Origin of the sequence: Pseudomonas sputi, from assembly GCF_021603585.1 — a bacterium.
Classification (GTDB): Bacteria; Pseudomonadota; Gammaproteobacteria; order Pseudomonadales; family Pseudomonadaceae; genus Aquipseudomonas; species Aquipseudomonas sputi.
In genome coordinates, this window is sequence record NZ_BQHI01000003.1 from 160,874 (window position 1) to 180,444 (window position 19,571).

At 60.6% G+C, this 19,571-nt stretch carries 20 protein-coding genes; 14 read left to right on the plus strand and 6 right to left on the minus strand.

Translation table 11 applies throughout. From position 1 onward, the window contains the following. Positions 1 to 537 precede the first annotated feature (537 nt). On the minus strand, positions 538 to 1,317 hold the full coding sequence (gene yaaA / locus L6D81_RS05615) for a peroxide stress protein YaaA (RefSeq protein ID WP_236178226.1): 780 nt from the start codon (positions 1,315 to 1,317) through the stop codon (positions 538 to 540). Between the two features lie 138 nt (positions 1,318 to 1,455). Here yaaA and L6D81_RS05620 point away from each other — a divergent pair, with 138 nt between their 5' ends. The 6 genes from L6D81_RS05620 (at position 1,456) to L6D81_RS05645 (ending at position 6,604) form a co-directional block, all read left to right on the plus strand. Next, positions 1,456 to 2,580 (plus strand): polysaccharide deacetylase family protein, encoded by a 1,125-nt coding sequence (locus L6D81_RS05620; protein WP_236178227.1) that lies wholly within the window; start codon positions 1,456 to 1,458, stop codon positions 2,578 to 2,580. 349 nt (positions 2,581 to 2,929) lie between these two features. After that, positions 2,930 to 4,324: a PhoH family protein gene (locus tag L6D81_RS05625; protein ID WP_011332563.1), complete on the plus strand. Its 1,395-nt coding sequence runs from the start codon at positions 2,930 to 2,932 to the stop codon at positions 4,322 to 4,324. A gap of 101 nt (positions 4,325 to 4,425) precedes the next feature. Continuing rightward, positions 4,426 to 4,899, plus strand: coding sequence for a cyclic pyranopterin monophosphate synthase MoaC (moaC, locus tag L6D81_RS05630; protein ID WP_236178228.1), 474 nt, complete (start codon positions 4,426 to 4,428; stop codon positions 4,897 to 4,899). Next, positions 4,896 to 5,138, plus strand: a complete 243-nt coding sequence (locus tag L6D81_RS05635; protein WP_085608143.1) for a MoaD/ThiS family protein — start codon at positions 4,896 to 4,898, stop codon at positions 5,136 to 5,138. The genes moaC and L6D81_RS05635 overlap by 4 nt, the downstream gene beginning before the upstream one ends. A 3-nt stretch (positions 5,139 to 5,141) precedes the next feature. After that, positions 5,142 to 5,594, plus strand: a complete 453-nt coding sequence (moaE, locus tag L6D81_RS05640) for a molybdopterin synthase catalytic subunit MoaE (RefSeq protein WP_236178229.1) — start codon at positions 5,142 to 5,144, stop codon at positions 5,592 to 5,594. A gap of 233 nt (positions 5,595 to 5,827) precedes the next feature. Continuing rightward, the gene (locus tag L6D81_RS05645; protein ID WP_236178230.1) at positions 5,828 to 6,604 is read left to right on the plus strand and encodes an ABC transporter substrate-binding protein; all 777 of its coding nucleotides are present in this window, start codon (positions 5,828 to 5,830) and stop codon (positions 6,602 to 6,604) included. 37 nt (positions 6,605 to 6,641) lie between these two features. Here the strand turns inward: L6D81_RS05645 and L6D81_RS05650 are convergent, their stop codons facing one another. From L6D81_RS05650 to L6D81_RS05670, 5 genes are all read right to left on the minus strand, one after another. Further along, positions 6,642 to 7,283, minus strand: a complete 642-nt coding sequence (locus L6D81_RS05650; RefSeq protein ID WP_236178231.1) for a helix-turn-helix transcriptional regulator — start codon at positions 7,281 to 7,283, stop codon at positions 6,642 to 6,644. A 93-nt stretch (positions 7,284 to 7,376) separates the two neighbouring features. Further along, on the minus strand, positions 7,377 to 8,504 hold the full coding sequence (locus tag L6D81_RS05655; protein ID WP_236178232.1) for an NAD(P)/FAD-dependent oxidoreductase: 1,128 nt from the start codon (positions 8,502 to 8,504) through the stop codon (positions 7,377 to 7,379). A 14-nt stretch (positions 8,505 to 8,518) separates the two neighbouring features. After that, positions 8,519 to 9,463: an ornithine cyclodeaminase family protein gene (locus tag L6D81_RS05660; protein WP_236178233.1), complete on the minus strand. Its 945-nt coding sequence runs from the start codon at positions 9,461 to 9,463 to the stop codon at positions 8,519 to 8,521. A gap of 123 nt (positions 9,464 to 9,586) precedes the next feature. Further along, on the minus strand, positions 9,587 to 11,053 hold the full coding sequence (gene rhlB / locus L6D81_RS05665) for an ATP-dependent RNA helicase RhlB (protein ID WP_236178234.1): 1,467 nt from the start codon (positions 11,051 to 11,053) through the stop codon (positions 9,587 to 9,589). Between the two features lie 96 nt (positions 11,054 to 11,149). Then, positions 11,150 to 11,806, minus strand: a complete 657-nt coding sequence (locus L6D81_RS05670) for an alpha/beta hydrolase (protein WP_236178235.1) — start codon at positions 11,804 to 11,806, stop codon at positions 11,150 to 11,152. A gap of 467 nt (positions 11,807 to 12,273) precedes the next feature. Here L6D81_RS05670 and L6D81_RS05675 point away from each other — a divergent pair, with 467 nt between their 5' ends. The 8 genes from L6D81_RS05675 to L6D81_RS05710 all read left to right on the plus strand — a co-directional run bounded on the left by L6D81_RS05675 (position 12,274) and on the right by L6D81_RS05710 (position 19,444). After that, entirely contained in the window at positions 12,274 to 13,305 is a 1,032-nt protein-coding gene (locus L6D81_RS05675; protein ID WP_236178236.1) for an amino acid ABC transporter substrate-binding protein, read from the plus strand. Positions 13,306 to 13,370: 65 nt separating this feature from the next. Beyond that, positions 13,371 to 14,552: an amino acid ABC transporter permease gene (locus L6D81_RS05680; RefSeq protein ID WP_236178237.1), complete on the plus strand. Its 1,182-nt coding sequence runs from the start codon at positions 13,371 to 13,373 to the stop codon at positions 14,550 to 14,552. A 10-nt stretch (positions 14,553 to 14,562) separates the two neighbouring features. Next, a complete protein-coding gene (locus tag L6D81_RS05685) occupies positions 14,563 to 15,660 on the plus strand; it encodes an amino acid ABC transporter permease (RefSeq protein WP_236178238.1) in 1,098 nt (365 codons plus the stop codon). A gap of 11 nt (positions 15,661 to 15,671) precedes the next feature. Beyond that, a complete protein-coding gene (locus L6D81_RS05690) occupies positions 15,672 to 16,436 on the plus strand; it encodes an amino acid ABC transporter ATP-binding protein (protein ID WP_007957337.1) in 765 nt (254 codons plus the stop codon). Between the two features lie 137 nt (positions 16,437 to 16,573). Further along, positions 16,574 to 17,233, plus strand: a complete 660-nt coding sequence (locus tag L6D81_RS05695; RefSeq protein ID WP_236178239.1) for a FadR/GntR family transcriptional regulator — start codon at positions 16,574 to 16,576, stop codon at positions 17,231 to 17,233. Continuing rightward, the gene (locus tag L6D81_RS05700; RefSeq protein ID WP_236178240.1) at positions 17,223 to 18,527 is read left to right on the plus strand and encodes a CynX/NimT family MFS transporter; all 1,305 of its coding nucleotides are present in this window, start codon (positions 17,223 to 17,225) and stop codon (positions 18,525 to 18,527) included. The genes L6D81_RS05695 and L6D81_RS05700 overlap by 11 nt, the downstream gene beginning before the upstream one ends. Positions 18,528 to 18,627: 100 nt before the next feature. Beyond that, positions 18,628 to 19,101, plus strand: a complete 474-nt coding sequence (locus L6D81_RS05705; protein ID WP_236178241.1) for a nuclear transport factor 2 family protein — start codon at positions 18,628 to 18,630, stop codon at positions 19,099 to 19,101. Positions 19,102 to 19,141: 40 nt separating this feature from the next. Beyond that, a complete protein-coding gene (locus L6D81_RS05710) occupies positions 19,142 to 19,444 on the plus strand; it encodes a GIY-YIG nuclease family protein (RefSeq protein WP_064593561.1) in 303 nt (100 codons plus the stop codon). Positions 19,445 to 19,571: the final 127 nt, after the last annotated feature.

Sequence of the window (19,571 nt, forward strand, 5' to 3'; positions counted from 1 at the left end):
GGTTGGGTGCTCAGGCGAGCACGTTTATAAGGGCGCGGCCATGGCCTTTGTAGGGGATATTAATGGTGCGTATCTCCTGTCCATCGTCTGTTTTGAGACTAGTTAGTCATCTAGGCAAGTTGCTGTGACAACTTGGTTACATGGCCAACTGCTCCGCGTAAGTTATCTCGTACAAACTCGGCGAGAATCGTTACCGGTGGTATGAGCTATGCATTCTGACGAAGTTCCTGTCCGCTCATCGCGAAATCTGAAATTTCTTGAAATATTGTCAGAGATGGCACCAGTATCAATTTGATAGCAGTTTCGTTTTCGACCTTTAATAACAGGCGGAAAATCACGTTAGATAGTTTTATGCCACTACGGTGAAAAAATTTAGGTGCCACTACTGAAAAAAATGATCAGTGTCGAGTGAAACTAATCTTAGAAAAGACAGGGAGGTTTTTCTGGCGCCAGTAAAATGGCGAATGGGGCGAGGGTTTTTTGACATCGTGCGAGCTGCACGACTCTTCATATAAAGAGTCGTGCATTAGGCATGCTTTATTCGGGGGCGTGATCGCGTAGAAACACCAGATTATCCGGTTTCGATTGCTCGGCGCTGTAGCGATAACCCTGCACATCGAACTGTTTGAGCAGGGTCGGATCGTTGATTTTTTCCTGGATCACGAAGCGGCTCATCAGGCCCCGCGCCTTCTTGGCGTAGAAGCTGATGATCTTGTACTGGCCGTTCTTCAGGTCCTTGAACTCGGTGTTGATGATCCGCGCGTTCAGGGCCGTGCGTTTGACCGCCGAGAAGTATTCGTTGGACGCCAGGTTCAGCAGCACGTCATCGCCCTGGTCGGCCAGCGCTTGGTTCAGCCATTCGCTGATGCGCGTGCCCCAGAATGCGTACAGGTCCTTGCCGCGGGCATTGGCCAGTTTGGTGCCCATTTCCAGGCGATACGGCTGCATCAGGTCGAGCGGGCGCAGCAAACCGTAAAGGCCGGAGAGCATGCGCAGGTGCTGTTGCGCGTAATCGAAATCGGCTTCGCTGAAGCTTTGCGCATCGAGCCCGGTGTAGACATCACCCTTGAAGGCCAGCAATGCCTGCTTGGCGTTTTCCGGCGTGAACGCTGGCGTCCAGCTGCCGAAACGCGCGGCGTTGAGGCCGCCGATCTTGTCGGACACGTGCATCAGTTCGCTGATCTGCGCCGGACTCAGCTCGCGCAGTTGCTGGATCAGTTCCTGAGAGTGGTCGAGGTATTGCGGCTGAGTGAAGCGCTGGGTCGCCGGCGGTGTTTCGTAATCGAGGGTCTTGGCGGGGGAAATCACCATCAGCATGAAGTCGTCTCCTTTAATCGTGGGGGCGATTCTAGGGGGTTGGGGCGGATGACTCCAGCTATCGCGTCCATAGGTGATCGGCGGTTTGCCAGCCGGATCGGCTATAGTGCGGCGCGGGTTTTGTAACGGAGACACCCTTTGCGCATTGTTCTTTTTTTCACCGCGTGGCTGTTGAGCGTCGGTGCCGTTGCGGCGCCGGGCGACATCGCGACGCTGGATCGCAGTACCTGGCCGGAAAAACTCGACAATCCGACCCTGTTCGACGTCGCCTCGCGGGCGGAAATCCTGATGTTCGCCCGAGGCCTGCTCGGTACCGAAGCGCTGGATGAGGCGGCGCTGGCCCAGCGCCTGGGGCTGCGCACGGTCAATCTGGACGCCATCAACAGCCTGCGCGAGCGCCTGTGGCAGCGCCTGCTCGCCAATTACAACTTCGCCCAGCAAAGCTGCGATCAGGACGCTTCGTTCTGCTTCCTCGTCGAAGACTTGCCGACCCTGCGCGAGCAGGCCGCCAAATTCGTGGTCAGCGACGAAAGTTATTACACCAGGTGGGCCGAACCGAGCCGGGTCTTCCACCTGCAATACCTCGATGAGCTGATGCGCAAGGCTGCGCTGTCGCCGCAGACCAGCAGCGAACTCGATCATTTCGGAGACTACGAGCGCAACGGCGACGACATGCACGATCGCCTGTTTCTGCTGAGTTTCGACAGCGCCGCCAACCTGCAACCGGACAACACCGACTGGCTCACCGAGTACCTGCGCAAGTCGAACCTCAGTGGCACGTTCTTCATGTTGGGCAAGGATGTTCAGGCGCGGCTGGCTGACCGCTCCTTCAGCAGCCTGCAAGCGGCGTTTTCGCAGCAGTGCGTCGGCGTGCAAGGCTGGGAGTTCCGCTCGCACAGCCACTGGCAGGACTGGCAGGATTCGGTGCGGCGCAGTGCCGATCTGGTCAGGAACAAGCTGCCGGAAAACTACGTGCCGCTGTTCCGTCCACCGGAAGGCCAACGTCGCAGCGATGCCCGCAGCTTCTTCAACAGTCAGGGCCTGCAAGTGGCGCTGTGGGACATCGATGCCCAGGACGGTGCCGGCAAGCTCAAGGGCAGCCAGAGTGCGCAGCGGGTGCTGACCCTGATGCTGCTGTGGCGGCATGGGGTGATCAATTTCAACATGAAGCAGGATGCGGTGAAGACCGCGTTGCCGTGGCTGATCACGCAAACCGCGCAAAGCGGCATCGGCTGGGAAGACTGTCAGGACGCGTTTCGCTGAAAAACGGCAAGAGCCCGGAAACATTGGGCTTGGGATGAATTTTTTGAGGAATTCGATGCAGGTGGACTTCCGACTCTAACGGGGGCAGGGCGGTCCGCCAAGGGCTTTTCGTCACTTTGCAAAATAAACTTCAAAAAAGCGTCAAAGTGCTTTTTTCTGTCACGGGTTTTGGAGTATTACGAAGTCAGACCGCCGAAACCTGCAACACAGGTGGCGTCTTCCAAGACCCAGTTTGTGTGCGGTTCACCTGCTATCCCGACAAAAGCTGTGCAGGTGGATTCGGCAGTCACTTCGAGGCGCAGCACCGCCGAGGTATTGCGTCGAATGGCTCCCACAAAGGTGACCGAGTATGGATGATCACGGACGTAGCCCTTCCTCCAACCAGCCAATCCTTTATGTACTCGATACCAACGTACTGATTCACGATCCGAATGCCCTGCTGAATTTCGAAGAACACCACGTCGCGATCCCGATGACCGTGCTTGAAGAGCTGGACAAGCTCAAGAGCGGGCATCACAGCGTGGCCGCCGAATGCCGTCAGGCGATCCGGCTGATCGACAAGACCCTGGGCGATGCCTCACCCGATGACGTCGAACAGGGCGTGCCGATCCAGCGCGGCAAGGGCGGCCCGAAGGGCTTGCTGTCGATTCTGATGAGCAAGCAGGCCGAATCGAACCTGATTCTGCCCGAGCATCTGAACGACAACAAAATCATCAACCAACTGATCGACCTGCACACCCGCGAGCCGAGCAAACCGGTGGTGCTGGTCACCAAAGACATCAACATGCGCCTCAAGGCGCGCGCATGCGGGATCGACGCCGAGGACTACAGCACCGACCAACTGGTCGACGACGTGTCCCTGCTGCCCAACGGCTATCACAACATGACCGGCTCCTTCTGGGACCGCGTGAGCAAGGTCGAAACCCGTCAGGACCACGGCCGCACCTGGCATCAGGTGCAATTGATCGACAACCTGCCAGCCGTGCACATCAACGAGTTCATCATTGATGAGCAGGGCTTCGTCGGCTGGATCAAGGAGATCGAAGAGGACAAGCTGCTGATCCTCGACCTGCACCAGGAACCGCTGCTGCACCAGGAAGCCTGGGGCCTCAAGCCGCGGGACATCTATCAGAGCCTGGCGTTGTATGCGCTGCTGGATCCGGACATTCACCTGGTCAACCTGTCCGGCGCCGCCGGCTCGGGTAAAACCATTCTGGCGCTGGCCGCGGCGATCGAGCAGACCATGGTCAGCAAGCGCTATCGGCGCATCATCGCCACCCGCAGCGTGCAGGGCCTGGACCAGGAAATCGGCTTCCTGCCCGGCACCGAGGCGGAAAAGATGGAGCCTTGGCTGGGCGCGATCACCGACAACCTCGAAGCCTTGCACATGGATGACGAAAACACCCATGGCAGCGTCGACTACATCCTCAGCAAAGTGCCGTTGCAGTTCAAATCGCTCAACTACATTCGCGGTCGCAGCTTCCAGCAGAGCCTGATCCTGATCGACGAATGCCAGAACCTCACGCCGCACCAGATGAAAACCATCATCACCCGGGCCGGCGCCGGTTCCAAAGTGGTGTGCCTGGGCAACCTGGCACAGATCGACACCCCTTACCTGTCCGCGACCAGCTCCGGGCTGACCTACCTGACCGAACGTTTCAAGGATTTCCCCAACGGTGTGCACATCACCCTGCAAGGGGTGCCTCGCTCGATTCTGGCCGAATACGCCGAATCGCATCTGTAACCGCCAAATCGAACCGGGCGACTGCAACTTCGCCCGGTTTTTTATGTGCGCAATTCTGACCCTCGGGTTTACAATCGGCGCTCCTGATCAGGAGTAATCCCGTGCTGACCCATCTCGATTCCCAAGGTCGCGCCAACATGGTCGACGTCACCGAAAAAGCCGTGACGTTCCGTGAAGCGACGGCCCAAGCGCTGGTGCGCATGCTGCCCGACACCCTGCAGATGATCGTCAGCGGCGGCCATCCCAAGGGCGACGTGTTCGCCGTGGCGCGCATTGCCGGCATTCAGGCGGCGAAGAAAACCAGTGATCTGATTCCCCTGTGCCATCCGCTGATGCTGACCGGCGTCAAGGTTGAACTCAGTGTCGAAGGCGACGACGCGGTACGCATCGTGGCGCGCTGCAAATTGTCCGGGCAGACCGGCGTCGAAATGGAAGCGCTGACCGCCGCCAGTGTCGCGGCCCTGACCATCTACGACATGTGCAAGGCCGTGGACCGTGGCATGACCATCGAAAGCGTGCGTCTGCTGGAAAAGGTCGGCGGCAAGAGCGGGCATTTCCAGGCGGAGCAGCCATGAACCTGACCGTGAAGTTTTTTGCCCGTTACCGCGAAGCGCTGGGCGTGGATTCGGTGAAGGTCGAGGGTGACTTTGCCACCGTCGATGACGTTCGTGCGCTGTTGGCGCAGCGTGAGGGCGCCGAGGTATTGAGCGAACAGAACCTGATGTGCGCGCGCAATGAAGACCTTTGCCAGCTCGACGAGCCGGTGGTCGATGGCGACGAAGTGGCGTTTTTCCCTACTGTGACCGGAGGCTGAGCCATGCGCATTCGGGTGCAGACCGAACCGTTCGATCCGGGCGCCGAAGTCAACGCGATGCACGCGGCCAATGTTGGCGTCGGCGCGGTGGTGAGTTTTGTCGGCTACGTGCGCGACTTCAACGATGGTCTCGATGTCGCCGGGATGTTCCTCGAACACTATCCGGGCATGACCGAAAAAGCCCTCGGCAAGATCGCCATCGAGGCGGAGCAGCGCTGGCCGCTGTTGAAGCTGGAAGTGCTGCACCGCATCGGCGCGCTGGAACCGGGCGAGCCGATCGTGTTTGTCGCCGCCGCCAGCGCCCACCGCCAGGCGGCGTTCGACGCCTGCGCGTTCGTCATGGATTACCTGAAAACCCGCGCACCGTTCTGGAAGAAAGAGCACACCAGCGACGGCCCGCGCTGGGTTGAGGGTCGTGACAGCGATCATGCGGCGGCGGATCGCTGGAAGCGGTAATTGCTCTGTCGACCCAGAGCCAGTCTTCGCGAGCTGGCTCGCGAAGAGGCGAGCCGAATCACCAACTCCCTCAAGTTCACCTCCCCGACCATCGGCCGGAAATGACCGGTCTCGCCCAATTGACGATTTGTACGTAAAAGTCCAGTATGGATTTACAAGTACAAAAAAGGTCTTTCCCCGTTTCTGCTTTTTTCTTTCTTGCCAAACCAACAACAACCCGCGAGAGAACGAACATGAAGAAATTCCCCCTCATCACCGGTCTGGCACTGAGCCTGTTGGCGTGCAGCAGCGCGTTCGCCGCCGAGAAAACCCTGCGCATCGGTATCGAAGCGGCGTATCCGCCCTTCGCCTCGAAAACCGACAAGGGTGAAATCGTCGGTTTCGACTACGACATCGGCAATGCCCTGTGCGCGCAGATGCAGGTCAAGTGCGTGTGGGTCGAGGGCGAGTTCGACGGTCTGATCCCTTCCCTGAAAGTGAAGAAAATCGACATGGCGCTGTCGTCCATGACCATCAACGAAGACCGCAAGAAATCGGTGGACTTCACCCACAAGTACTATTTCACCTCGTCGCGGCTGGTGATGAAGGAAGGCGCCACGGTTGACGACCAGTACGCCAGCCTCAAGGGCAAGACCGTCGGCGTGCAGCGTGCAACCACCACTGACCGTTACGCCACCGAGGTGTTCGAGCCCAAGGGCATCAACGTCAAGCGCTACGGCAACAACGAAGAAATCTACATGGACCTGGCGGCCGGGCGTCTCGACGCGATCTTCGCCGACACCATCCCGCTGAACGACTTCCTGTCGATGCCGCGCGGCAAGGGTTACGCTTTTGTCGGGCCTGAGTTGAAGGATCCTAAGTACGTGGGCGAGGGCGCCGGGATTGCGGTACGCAAGGGCAACACCGAGCTGGTCAGCCAGTTGAATACCGCCATCGACGGCATTCGTGCCAGTGGCGAATACCAGAAGATTTCCGAGAAGTACTTCAAGTCGGACATCTACGGCGACTGAATCTGAAAACCGTGCAGCCTTCGCAGGCTGCACGGTTTCAGCCCTTCAATTCCTTCAAATGCTTGTACACCGTCGCCCGCCCCATGTTCAGCACATTGGCCACATAGTTCGAGGCGCTCTTGCCCTTGAACGCTCCCTCGGCGTGCAGCGCCAGCACCAGTTCGCGTTTGTGATCGCGGGTCAGCAGGTTCAGGCTCAGTTGCCGTTCCCGCAGCCAGGCGTGCAGGAAGGTGTTGATCCGCTCCTGCCAGTCATCGCGAAACAGCGAGTCCGGTTGCGGGATCAGTTTGCTCGGCGAGAGGAACAGGTCCAGCGCAGCCTTGGCATTCTCGAACAGTGAAATATTCAGGTTGATGCACAGCACTGCCAGCGGATGACCTTCGCTGTCGCGCAGCACGGTGCTCACGCTGCGAATCTTCTGGCCGTCCCAGTTGAGCTTTTCGTACGGACCGATGTTCCGTTCGTTGACGTCGTCGCTGAGCATGTCTTCCAGCGACGATTCATCGCCGATCACCCGTTTTGACAGGTTGTTGGCGATGTAGTCGACCTTCTGCGTGCGCAGGTCATGCAACACCACTTCGGCATGGGGAAAGAACAGCGTGGCAATGGCGTCGGCGATGGCGTGGTAGTTATCCAGCGCGGCGTCATGCAGCTCGGGCGTGTGTTCGGGGGCGGTCATAACTGTGGAGCTCCAGGCAACGTCAACGCCCCCGTGATCCGGGGGCGTTGCGAGTGTGCCGCAATCCGTCGGGCGAGTCATCCGGGCGGACGGTCAGGCCAGGCGGGCAGGGGCGAGCATGGCGGCGGTCAGGCCGAATTGCTGAAGGTGTTCGGGTAACGATTCGCCACGCACCAGCGCAGCGCTGGCCTGGCCCATGGCCGGGGAGGTCTGGATGCCATAACCGCCCTGGGCCGCGACCCAGAACAGCCCTGGCACTTGCGGATCGAACCCGGACAGCAAATCGCCGTCAGCCACGAAACTGCGCAGGCCGGCCCAGGTGCGGGTCGGGCGGCGGATGGTCAGGGTCGTCGCTTCTTCGATCTGGTAGATACCCATGGCAATGTCCAGCTCTTCGGGCTGCACGTCGTGGGGTTCGACCGGGTCGGCGTTGGCCGGCGAGCCGAGGAACATGCCGGCGTCGGGCTTCATATAGAAGGATTCGTCGAGGCTGACCAGCATCGGCCAATGGTGGATGTCGACGCCTTCGGGGCCGGCGAAAATGAACGCGGCGCGGCGTTTCGGTTGCAGGCCCAGCGGCCGGGCGCCGGCCAGGGCACCGATCTTGTCGGCCCAGGCGCCCGCGGCGTTGATGACAACGCGGGCGCTGAAGGTCTGACCGTTGGTCTGCACTTGCCAGACGCCGTCGGTGTCGCGGCTCAGGCCGAGCACTTCGCAATCGGTCTGCACCTGGCCGTTGTTGCGACGGATACCGCGCAGATAGCCCTGATGCAGGGCGTCGGTGTCGATGTCGCTGGCGGTCGGGTCGTAGATTGCACCATGGACTTTCTCCCGGCGCAGGATCGGCAGCCGCGCGCAGGCTTCATCTGCGCTGAGCAACTGCATCTGCGGCACCGTGGCCTTGGCGCTCAGGTATTGATTGTTCAGCTCGGCGGCGTCGCCGGTGAAATCCACGGTCATTTCCCCGCGTGGGGTCAGCAGCGGATGCTCGCAGAAGCCGCTGGGCGGATGGTCGAAGAATTCGCGGCTGGCCTGGGTCAACGCCCGGACCTGCGGTGTGCCGTAAGCCGCAGTGAACAGCGCAGCCGAGCGTCCGGTGGAGTGATAGGCCGGGTGCGACTCACGCTCCAGCACCACAACCTTGCCGTGCTGCGACAGCCAGAAACCGGTGGAAGCGCCGGCGATACCGCCGCCGATGATGATGAAATCTGCATGACTCATGAGAATCTCCGGTGTCAGCGCTGCAATTGATAGACGGCGTTGGCCAGGGCGATGTCCTCCAGGCCCAGACCGATGGAGCGGAAAAACACGTGACGGTGGTAATCGGGGCGCTGCACGTTTTCGCTGAGCAGATCCGCGAGGTCACCGAGGATCGCGCTGTGGTCCCAGCCATGCTGTTCGCTGGCGATCAGCATCTCACCGGCCGAGCCCGGGGTGGTCAGACGATAGTCGCAGAACACCTGCATGTCGTTGAGGCTTTGCGGCGGCACTTCGTGGGCGCGTGGTGCGTTGGTGCTGATCGAGGTGATCAGCGCCGGTTTGCTCAAGGTTGCCGGGTCGATCACCGGGCCTGCGGACGAGGTGCAGAGCATGATCACGTCGGCCTCGGCGATGGCGGTTTCGCGGCTGGCGGCGATGTTCACCCGTGAATCGAGGGTTTGCAGTTGGCGGATGGTTGTCGGGTCTTCGCTCAAGGTGGGCGAGAACACGCTGATGCTCTGCCAGTCGCGCAACGTCTTGACGTAATGCAGGTGCGCCTGGGCAACCTTGCCGCTGCCGATGATGGCCAGACGTGCGGCTTTCAAGGGGGCGAGGGCATCGACGGCGACGGCGGTGGTCGCCGCGGTGCGGGCAGTGGTCAGTTCGCCGGCATCGCAGAGCAGCAGCGGCTGGCCGGTCTGCATCGACATCAGCAGCGTCCACGCCGTCACCAGCGGGCCTTGTTCGCGAACGATGTACGGCGAGGTCTTGACCCCGTACACGCCGTCTTCGGCCAATACGCCCAGATAGTTGATGAAGTCCCCGGCGCCCCGGGGGAATTCCACCAGTTGCTGCGCCGGTTGCACCGCATGCCCGGCCGCGAGATCGCGGAACAGTTTGCGCAGGATCTGCGGCACATCGATCCGGGCCAACAGCTCACGGGCCTGGGTTTGGTCGATCACGTAAGGTGTACTGGACATGTCGGACTCCGGAGACTTTTCTAAACTAATTTGTCCATTATGGACTTTTAGTTTTATTGAACAATATCCGGGCGAAAAAAAAGCGCAGTCCGTTGCCGGCTGCGCTTCTCTTTATAACGTCGCTTACTGTGGACGCTTGCGCTCAACTGCGCGCAACAGATGGGTCGGCGGCGTTTCACAGCTGATCTTGCGACCGAGTTTTTCTTCGATGGACGGCAACTGATAGGAGTCGTCTTCACCGGCAAAGCTGATCGACACGCCGTCGGCGCCAGCGCGACCGGTACGGCCGATGCGGTGCACGTAGTCGTCCGGGACTTCCGGCAGGGTGAAGTTGATCACGTGGCTGATGCCATCGATGTGGATGCCGCGCCCGGCCACGTCAGTGGCGACCAGCACCCGGATCTTGCCTTCGCGAAAGCCTTCCAGCGTTTTGATTCGCTTGTGCTGCGGCACGTCGCCGGACAGTTGCGCGGCGTTGATGCCGTCACGCACCAGACGTTCTTCGATGCGTCGCACTTCGTCCTTGCGGTTGGCGAACACGATGACCCGCTCCCAGCCGTTGTCGTTGACCAGGTTGAAGAGCAGTTTGTATTTGTCGGCACCGGCCACCGCGTAGATGTGCTGCTCGACGTTTTCGTTAGCCACGTTGGTGACCTCGATTTCGACGATTGCAGGATCGGTGGTCCACTGCTTGGCGAGGTTCATCACGTCATCGGTGAAGGTCGCAGAGAACAGCAGGGTCTGGCGTTCGCTTTTGGGTGGGGTCTGGCGAATGATCTGCCGGACCTGCGGGATGAAGCCCATGTCGAGCATGCGGTCGGCTTCGTCCAGCACCATGACTTCGACCATGTCCAGATGCACGTCGCCGCGCTGGTTGAAGTCGAGCAGACGGCCCGGGGTCGCGACGAGGATGTCGCAATGGCGCGCTTCGAGGTGCTTGAGCTGCTTGTCGAAGTCCATCCCGCCGACGAACGTCATGACGTTGAGGCCGGTGTACTTGGTCAGGTCGGCGGCGTCCTTGGCGATCTGCACCACCAGCTCGCGGGTCGGCGCGATGATCAGCGCCCGTGGCTCGCCCATGTAGCGTTCTTTCGGCGGCGGGGTCTGCAGCAGCTGGGTGATGATCGAGATCAGGAACGCGGCGGTCTTGCCGGTGCCGGTCTGGGCGCGGCCGATGGCGTCTTTGCCGGCGAGGGTGTAACCCAGCACCTGAGCCTGGATCGGCGTGCAATACGGAAACCCCAGGTCGTGGATGGCGTGCATCAGTTCCGGGGCGAGTTTGAAATCGTGGAAGCGGGTCTTGCCTTCCTGCGGCTCGACGACGAAGTCTTCGAGTTTCCAGGGAATCACCGGTGCCTTGGGCTTGGGTTCGCGGCGTGGTTTGGCCGGTTTCGGTGCTTCGCTGCGGGCCGGCTTGGTGGCGGGCGCGGCAGCTGGAGCGGGTTTCGGTTCGCGTTGGGGCGTCTGGCGGTCGGCCTGGCTGGCATCGTTGCGATGACCGGTGGCGTGCGACGGCGCAGTGGGGACTGGCGCGAGCTGCTCAGCCTCGCTTTTACCGAACATTTTCTTGAGTGCTTTGAGCACGGTCATCTCATCAATTGGTTAAGGAATGTACGCCGGCCAGTGTAATGCAAGAAACGGGCGCGGCGTAGTGGGATGATCAAAGGGCGACCTTCGTCGCAATTGTCAGCGCAGGCGTTCGCTCAACCACACCGCGATGTCGCGAATTTCTTCGGGTAACACTTCGTGCTCCATTGGGTATTCCTGCCATGTCACGGTGACACCATGGACCTTGAGATACTCATAAGCCGTACGTCCCATCGAGTTCTGCACCACGTTGTCGAACTGGCCGTGCAGCGCCAGCACCGGAATCCGCTGCTGGCTGGCGGACAACGCCAGTTCATCGCTGAAGGTCGGTGCGTATGTCGATAGTGCCAGCACCCCGCCCAACGGCCCCTGCCATTTCAGAAATGCGGTGTGATAGACCACGGCGCCACCCTGGGAAAAACCGGCGAGGAAAATCCGCGAAGCGTCTATTCCGATGCTTCGCTGTTCTTCGATCAGTTCGATGATGCGGTCGGCGGAGGCTTCCAGCTCGTCGCGGTCGATCGCCCTGGCCGGGCTCATGGCTTTGATGTCGTACCAGCTCGGCATGGCATAACCGCCATTTATCGTCACCGGACGGGTCGGCGCCTGGGGCAGGACGAAACGTGTGCTCAGCAGGCTTTCCTGAAGCGCTTCGGCCACCGGCAGAAAGTCGTAGCGGTCGGCGCCGAGGCCGTGCAGCCAGATCACGCAGGCGTCTGCGGGCTTAACAGGCTGAAGAATCAAGGGCTCGGTCATGGCTGCTCCAATTGTGTGCGGGCGCTCTCATTGAGTGCGTGATTCGAGTGCGCGCCTGGTTGATCCGTTAAGAAGATGTCGCAAGGGTGCAAGTTTTGCTATTGACCTGTCACTCAGTCGCTTCAGCAGCCGGTGTGGTACGGGCTTTGCTATGAGGTAGTCGTGCAATCGATCTCGCGCCTGGCGGTAACACTATCAGTGAACGCCCGGCGACGGGATAGCAAAGAATCCGGTGATGGATGTTCGCCAATGGCCGCAACGGGCTTAGCGAACGTGAAAGGGCTACCGCCCGTTCGGCCGACTGGTGAGAAGTGAGTTGTCCATGATGTGGATTGTCTCCTACTAGACTCATAGCGAAGGTCCTGCGTCGGTTGACCCCCAAAAAAGCCAACACGGGTCAACAACGCCTCAAAAGGGTGCGACTGGACTCAAGCTCCGACACAACAAGAGCAAAACTGGAGGTTTGAATGAAGATGTTGAAATCCACTCTGGCGATCGTGACTGCTGCTGCAGTACTGGGTGTCAGCGGGTTCGCTCAGGCGGGTGCAACCCTGGATGCAGTACAGAAGAAAGGTTTTGTGCAGTGTGGTGTAAGCGATGGTCTGCCGGGATTCTCGGTTCCAGACTCCACAGGCAAAATCATTGGTATCGATGCTGATGTCTGCCGCGCCGTGGCCGCTGCCGTGTTCGGCGACGCGACCAAGGTCAAGTTCAGTCAGTTGAACGCAAAAGAGCGCTTCACCGCGCTGCAGTCGGGCGAGATCGACATTCTGTCGCGCAACACCACCATGACCAGCTCCCGTGACGCGGGCATGGGCCTGAAATTCCCGGGCTTCATTACCTACTACGACGGCATCGGCTTCCTGGTAAACAACAAGCTGGGCGTGAAGAGTGCCAAAGAGCTGGACGGTGCAACCATCTGCATCCAGGCCGGTACCACCACCGAGCTGAACGTTTCCGACTACTTCCGCGGCAACGGCCTGAAATACACCCCAATCACTTTCGACACCTCCGATGAAAGCGCCAAATCGCTGGAATCCGGTCGTTGCGACGTGCTGACCTCCGACAAGTCCCAGCTGTTCGCCCAGCGCAGCAAGCTGGCTTCGCCGAAGGACTATGTAGTTCTGCCGGAAACCATTTCCAAGGAACCACTGGGCCCGGTCGTGCGTAACGGCGACGACGAGTGGCTGGCCATCGTGCGTTGGGTTGGCTACGCGCTGCTGAACACCGAAGAAGCCGGCATCACTTCGAAGAACGTCGAAGCTGAAGCCAAGGCGACCAAGAACCCGGATGTCGCTCGTATGCTCGGCGCAGACGGCGAATACGGCAAAGACCTGAAACTGCCGAAGGACTGGGTCGTACAGATCGTCAAGCAAGTCGGCAACTACGGCGAAATCTTCGAGAAAAACCTCGGCAAGAGCACTCCGCTGGAAATCGACCGCGGCCTGAACGCGCTGTGGACCAACGGCGGCATTCAATACGCACCACCAGTGCGCTGATGGTTCTGTCACCCGGCAGGCCAACTGCCGGGTGATGTTCTGTTCCATTATTTCCGGGGCACTTCATGCAAAATTCAATCGGCGCACCAAAGCAGAGGCTCAGCCTCAGCGATCCACGAGTGCGTGCGTGGGTATTTCAGATCATCACCATCGTGGCGGTGGTCTCCCTGGGCTGGTATCTGTTTGATAACACCCAGACCAACCTGCAACACCGGGGTATCACTTCGGGGTTCGACTTTCTCGAGCGCAGTGCCGGGTTCGGCATCGCTCAACACCTGATCTCCTACACCGAAGCGGACAGCTATGCCCGGGTGTTTGTCATCGGCCTGCTCAACACGCTGCTGGTGACCATCATCGGCGTGATCCTGGCCACGATCCTCGGCTTCATCGTCGGCGTGGCGCGCCTGTCGAAGAACTGGATCATCGCCAAACTGGCAACCGTGTACGTGGAGGTTTTCCGTAACATCCCGCCACTGCTGCAGATCCTGTTCTGGTACTTCGCGGTGTTCCTGACCATGCCGGGGCCGCGCAACGCCCACAACTTCGGCGATACCTTCTTCGTCAGCAGCCGTGGCCTGAACATGCCGGCTGCGTTGATGGCCGACGGTTTCTGGGCATTCGTGGTCAGTATCGTGGTGGCCATCGTCGCGATCGTGCTGATGAGCCGCTGGGCCAATAAACGCTTTGAGGCCACCGGCGAGCCGTTCCACAAGTTCTGGGTCGGCCTGGCGCTGTTCCTGGTGATCCCGGCGCTCTGCATGCTGATCTTCGGTGCACCTGTGCACTGGGAAATGCCGAAGCTGCAGGGCTTCAACTTCGTCGACGGCTGGGTGCTGATTCCGGAACTGCTGGCCTTGACCCTGGCGCTGACGGTGTACACCGCAGCGTTCATCGCCGAGATCGTGCGTTCGGGCATCAAGTCGGTCAGTCACGGCCAGACCGAGGCGGCGCATTCGCTCGGTCTGCGTAACGGCCCGACCCTGCGCAAGGTGATCATTCCGCAAGCGCTGCGGGTCATCATCCCGCCGCTGACCAGCCAATACCTGAACCTGGCGAAGAACTCCTCGCTGGCGGCCGGTATCGGTTATCCGGAGATGGTTTCGCTGTTCGCCGGCACTGTGCTGAACCAGACCGGTCAGGCGATCGAAGTCATTGCCATCACCATGAGCGTGTACCTGGCGATCAGTATCAGCATTTCCCTGCTGATGAACTGGTACAACAAGCGCATCGCGCTGATCGAGCGGTAAGGAATAGCGCATGAGTACTCATACTTTCAAACCCGACATGCCACCGCCGGCCAAGGTCTTCGGCCCGATGGCGTGGATCCGCGCGAACATGTTCTCCAGCTGGCTCAACACCCTGCTGACTCTGTTCGCGTTCTACCTGATCTACCTGGTGGTACCACCGATCCTCAGCTGGGCGATCCTCGATGCCAACTGGGTCGGCACCACCCGCGCCGACTGCACCAAGGACGGCGCCTGCTGGGTGTTCATCCAGCAGCGTTTCGGCCAGTTCATGTACGGCTACTATCCGGCGGAGCTGCGCTGGCGCGTGGACCTGACCGTGTGGCTGGCGGTCATCGGCGTGGCGCCACTGTTCATCAAGCGCGTGGCGCACAAGGCGGTGTACGGCCTGAGCTTCCTGGTGGTCTACCCGATCGTTGCCTGGTGCCTGCTGCATGGCGGCGTCTTCGGCCTCGACGCCGTGCCGACCAGCCGGTGGGGCGGTCTGATGCTGACCCTGGTGATCGCCACTGTCGGCATCGCCGGTGCGTTGCCGCTGGGGATTGTCCTGGCGCTGGGCCGGCGCTCGAACATGCCGGCGATCCGTGTGGTCTGCGTGACCTTCATCGAGTTCTGGCGCGGCGTGCCATTGATCACGGTGCTGTTCATGTCCTCGGTGATGCTGCCGCTGTTCCTGCCCGAAGGCATGAACTTCGACAAGCTGCTGCGGGCGCTGATCGGCGTGATCCTGTTCCAGTCGGCGTACGTCGCCGAAGTGGTGCGCGGCGGTCTGCAAGCGATCCCCAAAGGCCAGTACGAAGCCGCGGCCGCGATGGGCCTCGGTTACTGGCGCGCCATGGGCCTGGTGATTCTGCCGCAAGCCCTGAAACTGGTGATTCCCGGCATCGTCAACACCTTCATCGCGCTGTTCAAGGACACCAGCCTTGTGATCATCATCGGCCTCTTTGACCTGCTCAACAGCGTCAAGCAAGCCGCTGCCGATCCGAAATGGCTGGGCATGGCCACCGAAGGCTACGTGTTCGCCGCCCTGGTGTTCTGGATTTTCTGTTTTGGCATGTCGCGCTATTCCATGCACCTGGAACGCAAGCTCGACACTGGCCACAAGCGTTAGGAGTTTTTTCGATGAGCGAAGCAATCAAAAAGCCAGTGGGCCCTGAAGGCATCATTCAGATGCAGGGCGTGAACAAGTGGTACGGCCAGTTCCACGTGCTGAAAGACATCAACCTCAATGTGCGTCAGGGCGAGCGTATCGTGCTGTGCGGCCCGTCGGGTTCCGGCAAGTCCACCACCATCCGCTGTCTCAACCGTCTGGAAGAGCACCAGCAGGGCCGCATCGTGGTCGATGGCGTGGAACTGACCAACGACCTCAAGCAGATCGAAGCGATCCGTCGTGAAGTCGGCATGGTGTTCCAGCATTTCAACCTGTTCCCGCACCTGACCATCCTGCAGAACTGCACCCTGGCGCCGATGTGGGTGCGCAAGATGCCCAAGCGCAAGGCCGAGGAAATCGCCATGCATTACCTGGAGCGCGTACGCATTCCGGAGCAGGCGCACAAGTACCCGGGGCAACTGTCCGGCGGTCAGCAGCAACGTGTGGCGATCGCCCGCGCGCTGTGCATGAAACCGAAAATCATGCTGTTCGACGAACCGACTTCGGCGCTCGACCCGGAGATGGTGAAGGAAGTACTCGACACCATGATCGGCCTGGCGGAAGACGGCATGACCATGCTTTGCGTAACCCACGAAATGGGCTTCGCCCGCACCGTGGCCAACCGCGTGATCTTCATGGACAAGGGCGAAATCGTTGAGCAGGCGGCACCGAACGACTTCTTCGACAATCCGCAGAATGATCGGACGAAGCTGTTCCTGAGTCAGATCCTGCATTGATCCTGATTGGGCGTTGAAATAAACCCGGACTGCGTTCCGGGTTTATTTTTGCCCGGATTTTGTCGGTTGCCCCGGCTGAAAAATCTGACTACCCTGTCAGCAAATTCATCCCATGATTGGATGACAGGGCGAATTCCATGTCAGAAAACTCATTATTGATCAAACGATCCTTGGTCGATCAGGCCCTGGATCAATTGCGCCAGCGCATCACCGATGGCACCTGGCAGGTCGGTCAGCGTCTGCCGACCGAGCCCGAGCTGTGCGCAGAACTCGGTATCAGCCGTAACACCGTGCGCGAGGCGATGCGGGTACTGGCGTTCTCTGGGTTGATCGAGATCCGTCAGGGTGACGGCAGTTACCTGCGGGCGGTGGTCGATCCGATGGACACGCTCAAGGCGCTGTCCAGATGCTCGCTGGATCAGGCCCGGGAAACCCGGCACATCCTAGAAGTCGAGGCCATCGGCCTGGCCGCATTGCGTCGGACCGACGACGACCTCGTGGCTCTGCGCGAGGCACTGGGGCACGCCGGCAGTCACTACCACGGCGACCTCGACAGCTACATCGCCTGCGATCTGGTGTTTCACCGCCGTCTGGTGGACGCCGCGCACAATCCGACCCTCAGCGAGCTGTATCGCTATTTTTCCAGCATCGTCGGCGCGCAATTGCGCCAGACCCTGAACATCGTCCCCCGTCGACAGGAAGTCTTCGATTTGCACGTCGCCTTGCTGGAGGCCGTCGAGCAACGCGACCCGGAGCGGGCCAAAGCCCTGTCGAGGCAGTTGATCAATGAACCTTGAAACCGAGAAAACCATGTCCCGCCTAGAAGCCTCCCCGGCTGCCGTTCGCAAGGCCGAGCTCGAAGAATTACTGATCGACGCAGAAGCCGATGACGATCAGGTGCAGCAAAGCCATCCGCTGGTGCGCCGCCCGTGGCTGTTGCTGCTGGGGCTGATTCTGGTGGCGTTGAACCTGCGCCCGGCGCTGTCGAGCCTGGCGCCGCTGCTCAGTGAGGTTTCCAAAAGCCTTGGCTTGTCCGCCGCTCAGGCGGGGTTGCTGACGACGTTGCCGGTGCTGTGCCTCGGTCTGTTTGCCCCGCTGGCCCCGTTACTCGCGCGACGTTTCGGCGCCGAGCGGGTGGTGCTGGGGATTCTTCTGACACTGGCCGGCGGCATCATCCTGCGCAGCAACTTCGGCGAAACCGGTCTGTTCGCCGGCAGCGTACTGGGTGGCGCGAGCATCGGCATCATCGGCGTGTTGCTGCCGGGCATCGTCAAACGCGACTTCGCCAAACACGCCGGCGCCATGACCGGTGTCTACACCATGGCCCTGTGCCTGGGCGCGGCGATGGCGGCGGGTTCCACCGTGCCATTGAGCGAACACTTCGACCACAGCTGGGCCATGGGCCTGGGTTTCTGGGTGATTCCGGCACTGCTCGCGGCAGTGTTCTGGCTGCCGCAAATCGGCCAGAAACACGGCGCGCACAACGTTGCCTACCGGGTGCGCGGTCTGCTGCGGGATCCGCTGGCCTGGCAAGTGACCTTGTACATGGGCCTGCAATCGTCGCTGGCCTACATCGTGTTCGGCTGGTTGCCGTCGATCCTCATCGGTCGCGGGCTGACGCCGACCCAGGCTGGCCTTGTGCTGTCCGGTTCGGTGATCATCCAGCTCGCCAGCTCCCTGGCGGCACCGTGGCTGGCCACGCGCGGCAAGGATCAGCGGCTGGCGATCGTGGTGGTCATGGCGCTGACCCTCGGCGGCCTGTTCGGTTGCCTCTACGCGCCGATCGAAGGGCTGTGGGGCTGGGCGATCCTGCTGGGCCTGGGGCAGGGCGGTACGTTCAGCCTGGCGCTGACCCTGATCGTGTTGCGCTCGCGCGATTCCCATGTCGCGGCCAACCTGTCGAGCATGTCCCAGGGTTTCGGCTACACCCTCGCGTCCATGGGGCCGTTCGCAGTCGGTGTGGTGCACGACTGGACCGGCGGCTGGAACGCCGTGGGCTGGATCTTCGGCATCATCGGTGCGGGTGCGATCCTCGCCGGCCTCGGTGCCGGTCGCGCGCTGTACGTGCAGGTGACAAGCGAAAAGGTCTGACACGCACACACTGTCGGTATTCGGAATGCGAATGCCGATAGTGTTTCGGGCGTTTGCGGATTATCGTGCTGGCAATCTGTACATTTCCTGGAGATTGCCCATGAGTGAAGAAGCCCACAGCGCCCTGATCACCCGTTTCTACCAGGCTTTCCAGCGCCTCGACGCCGAGGCCATGGCCGCCTGCTACACCGACGACGTAGTGTTCAGCGATCCGGCCTTCGGTGAGTTGCGCGGGCCCGATGCCGGCGACATGTGGCGCATGCTCACCACCCGCGCCAAGGACTTTTCCCTGACCTTCGACAACGTCCGTGCCGACGAACGCAGTGGCGGTGCCCATTGGGTGGCGACCTACCTGTTCAGCCAGACCGGCAACATCGTGATCAACGACATCCAGGCACGTTTCGTCTTTCGCGACGGCAAGATCTGCGAACATCACGACCACTTCGACCTGTGGCGCTGGTCCCGTCAGGCGCTGGGCTTCAAAGGCCTGCTGCTGGGCTGGACGCCGCTGGTGCGCAACGCCGTCCGCGCCCAGGCGCTGAAAGGGCTGAAGGCATTTCAGGCGAGTCGCTGATAAGATCGCGACCTGTTTTCCTTAACGCCTGAATTGCCCCGTGACCAGCCTCAGCGAAAATCCTCTCGATGCCGACGTTCCAGTGAGCAAATCCTGGTTCGTCTACCTCGTACGCGCCGCCAACGGTTCGCTGTACTGCGGGATCAGTGATGATCCCGTGCGCCGTTTTGCCAAGCACCAGAGCGGCAAGGGCGCGCGGTTCTTTCTCTCAAGCCCGGCGATGGCGCTGGTCTACACCGAGCGTTGCCGCGACAAGGGCGATGCGTTGCGTCAGGAGCGGTTGATCAAGAAGCTCAGGAAGAGTGCGAAGGAGTGTCTGGTGGCGTCTTATCGGCCTGATTGATCAGGTATTGGCAAACGGTAGAAATCCCCGCGTCGACGCGGTGCCCTCCGGCAAACGACAGGCGAAAAAAAACCGCCTTTGCGGGGCGGTTTCTTCTGTAAACGCCGGTTTGCGGCCGGGTTTACTG